The following is a 13,256-nucleotide window of genomic DNA, read 5'->3' on the forward strand; positions in this document are numbered from 1 at the left end:
TCCTTTATTTGTTGGGGTGTTTAACTGCTCCATCATAGAAAGGTTTGCAGTTTTCCTCTTGATTGGTTATGGGCTTAGTAATAGTTTTTGCGCCCTTAGTTACTTTATCTAGGAGTGAAGCTGCAAGATTAATGGCTGTATTAACGGCGGTTTGGGTAATTTGGATTTTAGGATTTGCAAGTGTGCCTTCAATCTTTTGCGAGTATTTCGCACAATTATTGGCATTTAATAAGCCAATATAGAAATTGTCAAAAGATTGATTGTTAAGATTGATAGCTCCTTTGGCTGCAATCCTTGTTTTGGTTGTCGCAAAGGCTACATCTTTAGCATTAGCAATACCTTTTTGAAAATCAATATCAGCCTCTAATTCTTTGATAGCAGTTTTTGTATCAAGAATAGTATTTAGTCCCATTTGCCCTAAATCTCCTCCTTTGGTTGCAGCTACCCCAAGGGGTCCTGCAAGCACAAAAGCCCCAATATCAAGGAGGTTGATTTGATTGGTTTTTTCGTAATTGTTTGCAAGGGCATCAATATCAAGACTATAAATTTGAATATTCTTTCCTTGAATCCTCAAAGGACCATTGAGGTTTTTTATCGTATTTTCTAGTTTTAGGGTTAAATTGGCATTTGCATTGAATATACCATCTTTGATAAACTTACTATTACCTGTAAAATCTGCAATTTTCTTTGCCGATAAATTATTAGCATTAATTTTTAGAAGTTCATTTGCCAAAGTGAGTTCCAAATCGCCAAAATCTTGATTGGCTACATATAATTTAGGAAGATTATCTGAAAATCCAGCATTACCCTTTAAGGTAAGTTTGCCTTGAAGGGGTAATTTTAAGGGGTTGATGTTAGCAATATTAGGTGTGTGGAAATTGAAGTCCGCACTATAAGCGTTATCTTTTGGATTAATCAGTGCATTGCTAATTTTAAGTGTTATGTCTTTTCCTGTGGCTTTAAGTTCGGCTTTGCCTTCACCTTGCTTGAATTTGCCCTCCCCATTAAGTGCAAAAACAATATCGTGTTTAAATTCCATACCGCTTAGGGTATTCAGTGTTTGTTTAGGGAGTGTTAATTCTGATGTGTTGAGGTCAAAATTACCATCGAAGCTTGAATCTTTAAAGTTGTTTAGAGTGGCTTTAGCACTTAAGAAACCATAAACATCATAATTAAGTAGTTTAGAAATTTTTTGTAAATTGAGATTCTCTAAATCTACTACGATGTTGTTAGGAGAATAATCCTTTAAAAGCGCATTGGCATAAATCTTAGAATCAAATAAATCACTTTTTGTTTCAATATTCATAGTTTTAGGATTGCCATTTATAGTGGCTTCTAAGCTATTATTGGATGCTAGGTTTAAGCCATTAAAGATTAGGGACTGGATAGAGCTAGAGAGGTTGGCTTTAAGGTTGTAGTTTAGCGGTGTTAGGTTGATAGTGTTAATCTCTGCATCAAGGTTGATAATTCCTTGTGCTTTATAGGGCAGGGCTGTAAAATCTAAAATTTCTTTTATGCTTAAGTCTTTGCCTTTAATAACTGCATTTTCTGGCTTATAATGAGGAATATTTGAATGCACTAAGATGGGATTGGTAAGTGCATAAAGACTAAGAGTGGCTTCTTGATTGGTAATATCATTGGATTTTAGGTTAATATTCCCGCTTATAGGAGTTTTGATAGCAAAGTTATTGTATCGGATATTGTTGATAATAGTTTTTAAATTACCATTTGTGGAATAATCTTTGAGGTTTAAGAGCAAATCTTCAGAGGTTAATTGAAAATAGCTTGAGTTGGCTAGAATAGTTGTTAAGATGTGATTTGCTTTTGCTTTTCCGTTAATAGCGAGTTTGATAGGTTCTTTAGGGAGTGTTAAGTTATATTCTTTTTGTAAGAGAGTGTTGTTAGGGGAGATAGCATCAGAGGCGATTTGGAATCCTCCATTAGGGGAGGTGAGGTCAGAAATATCTAAATCCGCATTCAGTAGAATTTTTCCATTTGCATAGGAGGGCTGGTTAAGAAAAGCTAGTAAAGATTGCAAATTAATCCCTTCTTTGCTTGTGATAAAGAGTTTTTTAGGATTGTAATTTTCTAAAATTACATCAACATTAATGGTGCTTTTAAAGGCATTGAGATCTGCTTTAAAGGAGAGATTGTCGGATTTTTTTGTAATTTCCCCATTAAGATTTACTCCGCCATTTAATGGGATTCCAATGAGTTGTTCATAAGGTCTTAAATCCTTAACAACTGCGTTAATTTGTGCATTGGTATTGAAAGTAAAAAGAGAATAGTTTCCACTTAAGGCAATTTGTGATTGTTGTTTATCTGCAAGGCTAAAAGCAAAATCCGAAAAACCAAGCTTAAAGTGTGTAAATTCCAAACCAATAGGAGCTTTTTCATTAACTATCTTGGTAATGGTATTTTTTAAGAAATCGTTTCCACTTTTTGAAAATAGCCAAAAAAACACAGAAGCAAGGATTATTAAAATTACTCCAAAAATAATTCCTAAAACTTTTAGAATCTTCATTTAAATCTCCACAATCTAAGTCAGTAATAATTTTTGTAAGATTCTATCTAAAATAAGATAAAATGTATGCATAAATCCCTGTATTTGAGATTTTATAAAAATTAAAAATTGTCGATATAAGTATTGTAACTTCTTTGCATTATTTTCTTAAAAGATGTTAATGGAAGTTACAAGATTTGCAATAAGGAGTCTACTATGATTTCAGGGATTAATAGTGCATCTGTGGTAGTTAGCGGAAATTTGAGTGCGTTAAAAAAAGCCATTAATACAGAAGAGAATTTGATGAGTTCGTTAATTAATGGTATGGAAGAGCAATCAAGCTTACAAACTCAAGGGAATAATTCTTCTAATGCCGCTTCAGATTCACTTCCACAAAATCATTCTAATGGGAGGCTTGATATTATGGCTTAATCCAAAACACTTAGTGTTTTGGGGATTTAAAGTTTTGCAAAATCATTTTTTGAAGCCTTATAACTTTTAATTTATTTCTAAGGATGAGTGTTGAGTAGCAATAAAACCTTTCTTGTTGCAGAATTATCAGCTAATCATAATCAAAGCAAAGCATTGGCATTGGAGACGATAAAAGCCGCCAAAGATGCAGGAGCAAATGCCATAAAGTTGCAAACTTACACTCCAGATTGTATGACTTTTGATTGTGATTTAGAGTCTTTTAAGATTAAGGGAACTTTATGGGAGGGTAAAAACCTCTATGAGCTTTATAAAGAAGCAATGACGCCTTGGGAGTGGCATAAGGAGCTATTTGCTTATGCTAAGGATTTAGGTTTAATATGTTTTTCTAGCCCTTTTAGCAAAGAAGCGGTGGATTTTTTAGAGTCTCTAGGCAATCCTATCTATAAAGTTGCTTCTTTTGAAATTACAGATTTAGAGCTTATTGCTTATATGGCTAGTAAGCATAAACCTATGATATTATCAAAAGGCATTGCTACTAAAGAGGAGATACAAGATGCTATTGATGTTTGCAGGAGTGAGGGGGTGGAAGATATTACTTTATTGCAATGCACAAGTTCTTATCCTGCCCCTTTAAATGAGGCAAATCTAAGGCTCATTCCACAAATGCAGGAAGATTTTGGTGTAAAAGTTGGTTTATCTGATCATACCTTAGGGGTAAATGCTGCCATAACCGCTACTGCTTTGGGTGCTAGTGTGATTGAAAAACATTTTATCTTAAAGAGGAGTTTGGGAGGAGTTGATAGTGCTTTTAGTATGGAGGCGAAAGAATTTTTAAGTCTCTCACAAGCAATTCGTGAGGTTGAGCAGCTATTAGGGGATTCTTCTTATACATTAAGCCCTAAAGCTAAGGAAGGTAGAGACTTTATGCGTTCTTTGTTTGTAGCAGATACAATAAAAAAGGGAGAGATTATTCAGTCTTGGCAGATTCGATCTATTCGTCCGGGATTTGGGATTGCTCCAAAATACAAGAAAGAAGTAATAGGAAAGGTAGCGACTAAAGACTTATATTTTGGGAAGCCCCTAGAGTTTGGAGATTGGGAATAGTGGAGTGATTATTGTATTAAAGCTTAGGATATTTATACAAATAAAAAAATATTCTTTCTCTGTATAAGTGTATAAATCCAACTCTATAAGCCCAATTTTACGATATTTATCGTTGATACACTTATGCACTTTTTGGATAGAGAAATATAAAAAGAAATTGATGATTTGGATAAGAGAGTAGAATTACAGGTTAATCCATCTTAGCCCCAGCAAAAGCTGGGACAAAGCCTAATAAGCCTTGACAGCAATTATACAAAGTAGTATAATCGCAACCAAGATGAATTTCGTAAGCATCATCTTAGCTCCTTTTGGGGCATAGATTTTGCCACAGGGGTAAAGGACCTGTGGCAATTACCCCATAAAATTATACTTTAACTTCTACAAAAAACTTGAACTTCTATAAAACTTGCACAAACTACATTTAGTTGTTTAACTAAAAAATCTAGAATAAATTATACACTTATACGCTTTTTGTATAGAGAGAAATAAAAAGAAATTGATTGCTTTTTATCTTTGTTTTTGTAGCTTTGACAGATAGATTTTTTAACCTATCAAATGATAGGAACTAACTATGCAAAATACCCCCCGTATCGTATATGGTGTTTTAAAATCTTTCGTTTAAGAAAGTATGGGATCTATTTTGCTATTATTATCAAATTATATTTAAGTTTAAGGAGTATTAATGAATCCAAATAGTGCAGTAGAACGTGTTAGAAATCATCTTGCTTTTAAAATAGGAGAGGTTATGCAGACTAATGATAGTCGGGGGGGGGGGCATTTTATTTAGATTATTGGAAATCCGACATCGTCATAAAAAATATTTAAAACACTCTTCAACCTTAAAATATCCAAAATTAGAAACACTTAGTGATTATAAGCAAGCCTTAGAAATTAAAAATAGTTTTACTTATAGATTGGGCGAGGCATTTATTTATTATTATAGATTTTGGTGGTGTGGCGGATTATTATATTTCTTACTAAACCTTCCAATTATTAAAGCCAATCTTAAAATAGCAGATAATCTCCCAAAAGTCTCTGAAGTAGGTGCGTTATTACAAGAACCCCTCCAAAGAATCAAAAAAATTGAAGCCATAGTGGATATTTTTTGGAATTGCAAATTACAAGGCATTCCCTTTCGTGGTCAGTTGGGTTAAGACGCCATTGCTTATGTTATTAATTGCCATAAAAAACAAGGATTCTTTGTAGATATTGGAGCGCATAATGGGAAGGATATTTCAAATACTTATCTTTTTGAGCAATTAGGCTGGAGGGGATTTTGTGTCGAAGCAAATCCTCTTACTTTTGAAAAATTGCGACAAAATCGTAAATGTGATGTTTATAATCTAGCCCTTTATTCTAAAAATATTGGGCTTACAAAAATGGCGACATCAAAAAGTGATGTATTAGATACATTAGAAGTTAATTTAACGCCCTCTCACAAAAAAAGAATAGAAACCAATTCAAGCATTACTTATATTGAAGTGCCTACGGCGACTTTTGATGAAATTATGGAAAACTACCCACAAGTTTCTCATATTGATTTTATGTCTTTAGATGTAGAGGGGGGCGAGTTAGAAGTTTTAAAGGGTATTGATTTTTCTAAATATCGCTTTAGCTGCATCACCATAGAGCATAATTATTTTAAAGACGCACAAAGGGAAGTGATAAATTTATTAAATGCTAAAGGATATAGGATATTAATGTGGAATGGTTGGGATTATCTCTTTGTCCCCAAAGAAAATATTTATTGGAATAAGTAGTGGGTAAGACTGGGACAAGCATTAGAATGCAACCTTAAAATAAGTGATAGTAAAGCAACAATGGAGGGCTTAGAGGGCAAGAACATATTAGAGTGCGCCCCTAAAATAAGTGATAGCAAAGCACACAAGTCGCATTTAATCGCAGGAAGGCATTTGGAGGTTTGGAGGTTTGGATATTTGGAAGTTTTATAAGAGGCTTAGGCTAGGTAGTCTAAACCTAGCGCATAAAATTTATCCAAAAATCCTCAAAAAGATAAGCGGATAAAAAATAGCCAAGAGGAAGGTTGATTGCCACCCCGATACTAAAGGCTAAAAAGGGCTTGTAACCCACAGCGATGATTTGCTTAAATTGCGTATTTAAGCCAATGCACAAAAATGTCCAAGTAAAAACCCAATTTCGCAAAGTTTTAATCACCCCTAAAGATTCTTTAGAAAATTGCTGATTTGTTGTGGAATCAAGATTGAGGGTTAAGAGGCTAACAACCACAGAGGCAATGATAAATCCTAAAATAAATTTTGGAAATCTCTCCCAGATGATCTTTGGGCTTGCTTGTGTGTTTTCTTGTTTGTGCCATAAGCATACGGACAAAAAGGCGACAAGCACCGCCCAAATCCCTACAAACATATCCCTGCCAATGACTTTAATAAGCGTAAAAGCTGCGATAGCGCGCTCATCCCCGATAGATTGCGCAGCGGCTAACCCAGCAGAATCAGCGAATTCTGAAGTCCCAATCCAAGCCCCAGCTACTCCAGCATCTAAGCCTAGTGCCTTGCAAAATATCGGTAGCAAAACCACCATCACCACCGCCCATAAAACAACGATGCTAATAGCAAGGCTAATGTGTTCTTGTTTTGCCTTTGCGGCATTGCCAATTACAATGGAGGCACTAACGCCACAAATAGAGCCTCCAGCTCCCAAAGTCGCGCCAAAGCTTGGGTCTAGCTTAAAAAGCTTGGTTGCGGAAAAATAAATACTCCAAAAAGTAATAATCGTAATAATACAAGCCTGTAAAATCGCAACTCCACCAGCACTTATCAAAAGCGTTAAAGGCAGTGTCGCACCCATAAGCACGATTCCGATTTTGACATAAAATTCTGTGAGTAAAGAATCTTTAAGCCATTGCGGGAGTTTTACAAAATTCCCTAGAAATAGCCCAATAAGCAGTGCAACTAGCGGGGATTCTAATTGAAATTCTTTGGCATTAGTGTGAGTGCTAATCAAAAATACAAGAATGCTAAGGGCAAATAAAACGCAAAAACCCAAAACAAAGTTCAAAAGATTCTTATTTAAAAACCTCGAAACAATGCCAAACCAAACCCCAAAAAAGCAAAATAAAGCAAGGAAGTTTAAAAAGGAGAGATTTTTAAAAGCATTGACTATCTCCCCTCCACTCCAAGAGCTAAATTTTACATTAAAGACTTTAGCGATAGAAAACCCATCAACAAACCAAAGAAAGCTAATGAGTAAAACCAAAAATAGACCAATGATATTAGCCCAACTATCTTCTTTTTGTAACCAATGTATTTTTTCCATAATTATCCTTTTTATTTTTTATAATTATTGCTTTGATGATTTATTAAAGTAGGTTTATAAAATGATTCTTTGCCCCAAAAAGGGCATACATAGGCATTTTTCCACTGCTTTGCCAAGGATTAAAATTGCAGGTTTGTCGCACATTGTAGCCATTTGTTCTAATTGGTCTAATGTGCCAATGATGGTTTTTTGCTCTTTGCAATCCACTTTAGAAATGAATGCCGCAGGGGTTGAGAGCGGGATTTCTAGCTCTTTTGCGCTTTGAGTGATTTTAGCAGCAAAGCTATAAGCCATCATTACAATCAAAGTATAAGGAGAGTTTTTAAGATAATAAAGCCACTCTGTATGAAAAATATTTTCTTTTAAATGCGCAGAGACAATCAGCACTCCAGAACTCACTCCTCGCAAGGTTGGGGTTATTCCACTTGTTAGTGCGCCACTTAGGCTAGAGCTAAGTCCGCTAATGCACTCTACTTCAATGCCGCAAGATTTTAAAAAGCTCCCCTCCTCAAAAACTCTACCAAAGATAACAGGATCTCCCCCCTTTAATCTCCCGACATTTTTCCCCTCTTTTGCGTATTTTAGCATTAATGCGTTGATGTCCTCTTGCGAAAAACTAGGTTTGCCCTTTTGCTTCCCTACGCAAATGCAAGTAACCCCAATCTCGCCTAAAAGATTATAAATCTCTTTGCCAATTAGATTATCCAAAAGAGCAATATCTAGTAGATAAAAAGTCTCTAATGCTTTTAGGGTTAGGCTTTGGATACTATTTGGACCACAGCCAATGATAAAAACTTTCCCAAGAGATACTTGGCATTCTTTCCTTACTTGCTCTTTATTGATGGGGTGAATTTTTGGGTTTTGGCGCATTTGTTTAAGTTTTTCTAGGAGCGGCTTGAAGGATTTTGGCAAGATTGTAGCGATTTTATCTCGGATACTTTGGGCGAGGATTGGGCTAAAACCATTGGTGCTAACAAGGATACTTAAGTCCTCATAGCGGGCAATAGCCCCAAAATAAAAATCGCAAAACTTAGGATTATCCACGACATTTAAAAGATAGCCAAATTCTTTGCGTCTCTCCCATAAATATGCGCCAAGTTTCTCATCGCCACTTGCGTCAATAACAATCTCAAAATCTCGCAAAATAGAATTGCTAATTTCATTTGCCTCTATCAAAAAGTCCTCAAAATATGGGCTTTTAATCTCTTTTGCGATGATGGTTACTTCCCACTTTGCCTCCATTAAAACTATGTGTTTTTGTCTAGCAACATTCCCTGCGCCAATGAGTAGTGTTTTTTTGGGCGTTAGGGCAAGAGGGAGTGTGAAAGAATCTTGCATTAATTTTCCTCGCCGATTCCATTTTTCTTTAAAGAATCAGAAAATAACTCCTCACTCCCCCAATCATAATAAGGTCTTGGATTTTCTGCAAAATCTGGGATTTTTTCAAAAGATTGTGCGATTTTTATAATCTCGTCCTCTCCTTTACTATCTACCCAAGATTCAAAGGTTTTAAACCGCTTTTGAACTTTCAGAAACTCTACTAAGACTTTATAGACAAATTCTGGCAAATAAAAGGCTGCAATTTGTGTGATTTTCTTTGCAAATCTTGTTTTTCCCTCTTTTATAATTCCACCTGCTACGACATTATAAGCAGGATAGGGGATTCCATTTTGTCTTTGTATTTTTCCAAAAAAGCCTAAATTTGCGGTGAAATGATTACCGCAAGAGTTTGGACAGCCAGAGAGCTGAATCCTAAAGCCTTGTAATTTGTCTAAATCAATGTTTTTTTCTAGCAAATATCTTTCTATCTCCTGTATGGCTCCTCGTGGTCGGGCTATTCCAAGCTGACAGGTTGCAGCACCTGTGCAAGCGACCATATCGCCAAAGAGGCTTGCTAGCTTACTTTGGGGCGAAAACTCTGTAATGATAGGGTAGAGCTTTAAGAGAATCTCTGCGCTTAGGTTTCTTAAATAGAGATTTTGATTTTGACCAAAGGATATGCAGTGCGGATTTGCGCCCTTTAGTGCGTTAGCTAATTTTTCTGCGCTTTTATAGGGGATATCCCCTAGAGTGAGTGGGACTTTAACATAAAAGTAGCCATCTTGTTTTTGCTCTCCTACGAAGCGATTCCACCAGAGTTTTTCCTCTTTTGTTATTTTTGGCAATGCTTGTTGCTCTAATCTTGGGAGTTTAATGGAGGATTTTGAGATTTTAATCTCCCAATCTTTAGAAGTTTCTTTGAGATGGTGTATTTCTTGCTCTATTAAGCTTACTAGCTCCTCAATGCCTATTTTATCGGCTAAAAATCGCAATCTAGCAGAATGTTTATTTTCTCTATTTCCGTGTTTATCAAAGACTTGTTTGACAGCTTGGGCGAATAAAAAGCATTCTTTAGCCGGTAAAAAATCTAGGATTTTATGCCCCAAGCGACTTTTAGAACCCATTCCCCCAGCAATATAGACGATAAAGCCTTTTTTGTTGCCCTTTTTGGTAGCGATAAATCCCACATCAGTAATCGTTGCAGTGGCTCTATCTGCCCTAGAGCTTGAAAAAGAGATTTTAAATTTTCTAGGCAGAGTAAAGGAATCTTTTAATTCTAACATCTTGCTTGTCAAGGCATTAGCATAGGGTTGCACATCAAAGACATCATCTTTGGCGATTCCAGAGAGTGCGTCCCCTACTATTCCGCGCACACAATTCCCCCCGCTACCGCGCCCACTAAGCCCTAGTTTATGTAGCTCTTGTGTAACTACACAGAGATTTTCAAAAGCCACATAATGAAGCTGAATCCCGCCTCGTGTCGTGATATGTAAGCTTTTATTAGCATATTTGTCCGCTAATTTTGAGATTCCAAGTAATTGTTTGGGTGTGATTTGCCCGCTATGGGTTTTAATCCGCACCATATAGGTGTTTTTCTCCCTTTGTTCATAGATTCCATAAGATACGCGGATAGTCTTGAAAGTCGCCTCATCAAGCTTTTTGTTTTTAAAATCTTGCCAACTCTTTACCAAAAAATCAAAATCGTTTTTTAAAACAGAATCGGGTATCACATAATGGCTCATAAATTTTCCTTGAAATTTAATCTAAAGTGGTAATCTTAACTTTTAAATCTTTAAAATTTTATAAATACACTATGTATTTGTAAAAATATATTATTTAAATCCATAGAGCTTCAATATTTCTTTGTAGATTTTAAGCAAAGTGCAGAAAAGAGTAATGTGTGGCAAAAAAGTAGAGTGGTGTTGAAGTGGTGCTAAAGTTACCCCAACCCTTAAATCAAAATAAATTCTCTAAATCTAAATCCCCCCAAAGCTAAATCCTCTAAACTTCCCCCTAAGCTCTATTTAATATAAATTTACTATAATTTCACTTCCTTTTTTGCATTTTAAAAGGGTTCTTTGAAAATTCAGCTATTAATTTTATAGGTATTAATAGAGAGAAAGTTCTTAAAGCTTTTAAGGAAGTGAAACTAATTAATGAGTTAAACTCAAATATTTAATCATTCACTTATTCACTAAAAGAATACTAAGAATAATTTATTAAGATATTCTTTGCTACTAATATAAAGCAAAGCATTCACCTATCTTTTTAAAACAATACTCTATTATTAAACTTTAGTGTTCTCTCTAGCATTTAGAGTATCTCTAAGATTTAGCATAAAGAAATTTCAATAATCTAACAATAATGTAAAAATGTTCTTTAATCTTTTAATGTATTACCACATTAAAGTTAAATGATCTTTGACAACTAAGCAGGAAATTAAAAGAAAGAACTTTCTTATTTAATTTTCTAAAATACTAAAACTCATTTATTACTTTGATGTTTTATCTTTAAGGTTTAAAGTTTTATAACCAATAAGATTCTCTTTTAAAACTAAAAACACTTTAGGGATTATTTGATGATAAATCTTTTAAAGGCTAAAGTCTTTAAATAAAGAATCTAAACTAAAACCTAACCATAAAACAAAAGTCTAAACAGAGATTTTGAGATTTTAGGACAAACTAATCCAAAAGGGCTTTATAGATTTAATCTTTAAATCCTATAAACTCTAACTTTAGAGAATATTTATCTTACATACATCTAAGATAGAATCCTCTTAAAAGCAATATGCTTAAATTCTTTTAGAATGTTTCTTTAGTAATATTAAACAAAGACTTCTAAATCATTTAGGGTTTATGCTAATTAATCTTTAGCTTAACCTCATTGGAGAGTTTGCTTACTATTCATTTAGTTTGTCAAACTCCCCAATATTACTTTTGGAGAGTTTCTATCCCATTAATTTGGAGATACAAACTCTCTTTTACTTTTGGAGAGTTTTTGCCATCTATTTTATTTTTGGCTCAAACTCCCCAATACTTTTGGAGAGTTTGATCCTGGCTCAGAGTGAACGCTGGCGGCGTGCCTAATACATGCAAGTCGAACGATGAAGCTTCTAGCTTGCTAGAAGTGGATTAGTGGCGCACGGGTGAGTAATACATAGGTTATGTGCCTCATAGTCTAGGATAGCCATTGGAAACGATGATTAATACTGGATACTCCTTATGAGGGAAAGTTTTTCGCTATGAGATCAGCCTATGTCCTATCAGCTTGTTGGTGAGGTAATGGCTCACCAAGGCTATGACGGGTATCCGGCCTGAGAGGGTGAACGGACACACTGGAACTGAGACACGGTCCAGACTCCTACGGGAGGCAGCAGTAGGGAATATTGCTCAATGGGGGAAACCCTGAAGCAGCAACGCCGCGTGGAGGATGAAGGTTTTCGGATTGTAAACTCCTTTTGTTAGAGAAGATAATGACGGTATCTAACGAATAAGCACCGGCTAACTCCGTGCCAGCAGCCGCGGTAATACGGAGGGTGCAAGCGTTACTCGGAATCACTGGGCGTAAAGAGCGCGTAGGCGGAATAGCAAGTCAGATGTGAAATCCTATGGCTTAACCATAGAACTGCATTTGAAACTGTTATTCTAGAGTATGGGAGAGGTAGGTGGAATTCTTGGTGTAGGGGTAAAATCCGTAGAGATCAAGAGGAATACTCATTGCGAAGGCGACCTACTAGAACATTACTGACGCTGATGCGCGAAAGCGTGGGGAGCAAACAGGATTAGATACCCTGGTAGTCCACGCCCTAAACGATGAATGCTAGTTGTTGTGAAGCTTGTCTTTGCAGTAATGCAGCTAACGCATTAAGCATTCCGCCTGGGGAGTACGGTCGCAAGATTAAAACTCAAAGGAATAGACGGGGACCCGCACAAGCGGTGGAGCATGTGGTTTAATTCGAAGATACGCGAAGAACCTTACCTAGGCTTGACATTGATAGAATCTGCTAGAGATAGCGGAGTGCTAGCTTGCTAGAACTTGAAAACAGGTGCTGCACGGCTGTCGTCAGCTCGTGTCGTGAGATGTTGGGTTAAGTCCCGCAACGAGCGCAACCCTCGTCCTTAGTTGCTAACAGTTTAGCTGAGCACTCTAAGGAGACTGCCTTCGCAAGGAGGAGGAAGGTGAGGATGACGTCAAGTCATCATGGCCCTTACGCCTAGGGCTACACACGTGCTACAATGGGAAGTACAAAAAGATGCAATATTGTGAAATGGAGCAAATCTCAAAAACTTCTCTCAGTTCGGATTGTAGTCTGCAACTCGACTACATAAAGCTGGAATCGCTAGTAATCGCAAATCAGCAATGTTGCGGTGAATACGTTCCCGGGTCTTGTACTCACCGCCCGTCACACCATGGGAGTTGTATTCGCCTTAAGTCGGAATGCCAAATAGGCTACCGCCCACGGCGGATGCAGCGACTGGGGTGAAGTCGTAACAAGGTAACCGTAGGTGAACCTGCGGTTGGATCACCTCCTTTCAAGAGAAACTACTAAATATTTGTTTATTTAGTAAATCTTTCTTTTCCTGCTTAGTTGTCAGAGATTGTT

9 protein-coding genes and 1 rRNA gene are annotated in these 13,256 nt (G+C 36.3%); 6 read left to right on the forward strand and 4 right to left on the reverse strand.

Features of this window, described 5'->3' with window-relative positions; genetic code table 11:
- Nucleotides 1-4: 4 nt before the first annotated feature.
- The gene (locus C6H18_RS01090; protein ID WP_104721279.1) at nt 5-2,524 is read right to left on the reverse strand and encodes a translocation/assembly module TamB domain-containing protein; all 2,520 of its coding nucleotides are present in this window, start codon (nt 2,522-2,524) and stop codon (nt 5-7) included.
- Between the two features lie 195 nt (nt 2,525-2,719).
- On the opposite strand from C6H18_RS01090, the gene C6H18_RS01095 reads away from it, so the two are divergent.
- From C6H18_RS01095 to C6H18_RS01115, 5 genes are all read left to right on the forward strand, one after another.
- Nucleotides 2,720-2,935, forward strand: a complete 216-nt coding sequence (locus C6H18_RS01095) for a hypothetical protein (RefSeq protein ID WP_104721280.1) — start codon at nt 2,720-2,722, stop codon at nt 2,933-2,935.
- Nucleotides 2,936-3,025: 90 nt separating this feature from the next.
- Nucleotides 3,026-4,039: a pseudaminic acid synthase gene (gene pseI / locus C6H18_RS01100; RefSeq protein ID WP_104721281.1), complete on the forward strand. Its 1,014-nt coding sequence runs from the start codon at nt 3,026-3,028 to the stop codon at nt 4,037-4,039.
- Nucleotides 4,040-4,721: 682 nt separating this feature from the next.
- Nucleotides 4,722-4,826: a sugar transferase gene (locus C6H18_RS01105; protein ID WP_104721282.1), complete on the forward strand. Its 105-nt coding sequence runs from the start codon at nt 4,722-4,724 to the stop codon at nt 4,824-4,826.
- 4 nt (nt 4,827-4,830) lie between these two features.
- On the forward strand, nt 4,831-5,193 hold the full coding sequence (locus C6H18_RS01110; protein WP_104721283.1) for a hypothetical protein: 363 nt from the start codon (nt 4,831-4,833) through the stop codon (nt 5,191-5,193).
- 54 nt (nt 5,194-5,247) lie between these two features.
- The gene (locus tag C6H18_RS01115) at nt 5,248-5,799 is read left to right on the forward strand and encodes an FkbM family methyltransferase (RefSeq protein ID WP_267891859.1); all 552 of its coding nucleotides are present in this window, start codon (nt 5,248-5,250) and stop codon (nt 5,797-5,799) included.
- 217 nt (nt 5,800-6,016) lie between these two features.
- Here the strand turns inward: C6H18_RS01115 and C6H18_RS01120 are convergent, their stop codons facing one another.
- The 3 genes from C6H18_RS01120 to C6H18_RS01130 are packed head-to-tail and all read right to left on the reverse strand — an operon-like array spanning nt 6,017 to nt 10,395.
- Nucleotides 6,017-7,333 carry a YeiH family protein gene (locus C6H18_RS01120; protein WP_104721285.1) on the reverse strand — a complete coding sequence of 439 codons (1,317 nt, stop codon included), beginning with the start codon at nt 7,331-7,333 and terminating at the stop codon, nt 6,017-6,019.
- 54 nt (nt 7,334-7,387) lie between these two features.
- Nucleotides 7,388-8,671 carry a siroheme synthase gene (locus C6H18_RS01125; RefSeq protein ID WP_104721286.1) on the reverse strand — a complete coding sequence of 428 codons (1,284 nt, stop codon included), beginning with the start codon at nt 8,669-8,671 and terminating at the stop codon, nt 7,388-7,390.
- Nucleotides 8,671-10,395: a nitrite/sulfite reductase gene (locus tag C6H18_RS01130; protein ID WP_104721287.1), complete on the reverse strand. Its 1,725-nt coding sequence runs from the start codon at nt 10,393-10,395 to the stop codon at nt 8,671-8,673. The genes C6H18_RS01125 and C6H18_RS01130 overlap by 1 nt, the downstream gene beginning before the upstream one ends.
- A gap of 1,293 nt (nt 10,396-11,688) precedes the next feature.
- Between C6H18_RS01130 and C6H18_RS01135 the strand changes: the two genes are divergently transcribed.
- Nucleotides 11,689-13,186, forward strand: a 16S ribosomal RNA gene (locus tag C6H18_RS01135).
- Nucleotides 13,187-13,256 lie beyond the last annotated feature (70 nt).

Source organism: Helicobacter mesocricetorum (genome assembly GCF_900198605.1).
Classification (GTDB): domain Bacteria; phylum Campylobacterota; class Campylobacteria; order Campylobacterales; family Helicobacteraceae; genus Helicobacter_D; species Helicobacter_D mesocricetorum.

Coding starts and splice junctions, on each gene's coding strand:
- C6H18_RS01090 (WP_104721279.1), bottom strand. CDS start 2,524: ATGAAGATTCTAAAAGTTTTAGGAATTATTTTTGGAGTAATTTTAATA.
- C6H18_RS01095 (WP_104721280.1), top strand. CDS start 2,720: ATGATTTCAGGGATTAATAGTGCATCTGTGGTAGTTAGCGGAAATTTG.
- C6H18_RS01105 (WP_104721282.1), top strand. CDS start 4,722: ATGAATCCAAATAGTGCAGTAGAACGTGTTAGAAATCATCTTGCTTTT.
- C6H18_RS01120 (WP_104721285.1), bottom strand. CDS start 7,333: ATGGAAAAAATACATTGGTTACAAAAAGAAGATAGTTGGGCTAATATC.
- C6H18_RS01125 (WP_104721286.1), bottom strand. CDS start 8,671: ATGCAAGATTCTTTCACACTCCCTCTTGCCCTAACGCCCAAAAAAACA.
- C6H18_RS01130 (WP_104721287.1), bottom strand. CDS start 10,395: ATGAGCCATTATGTGATACCCGATTCTGTTTTAAAAAACGATTTTGAT.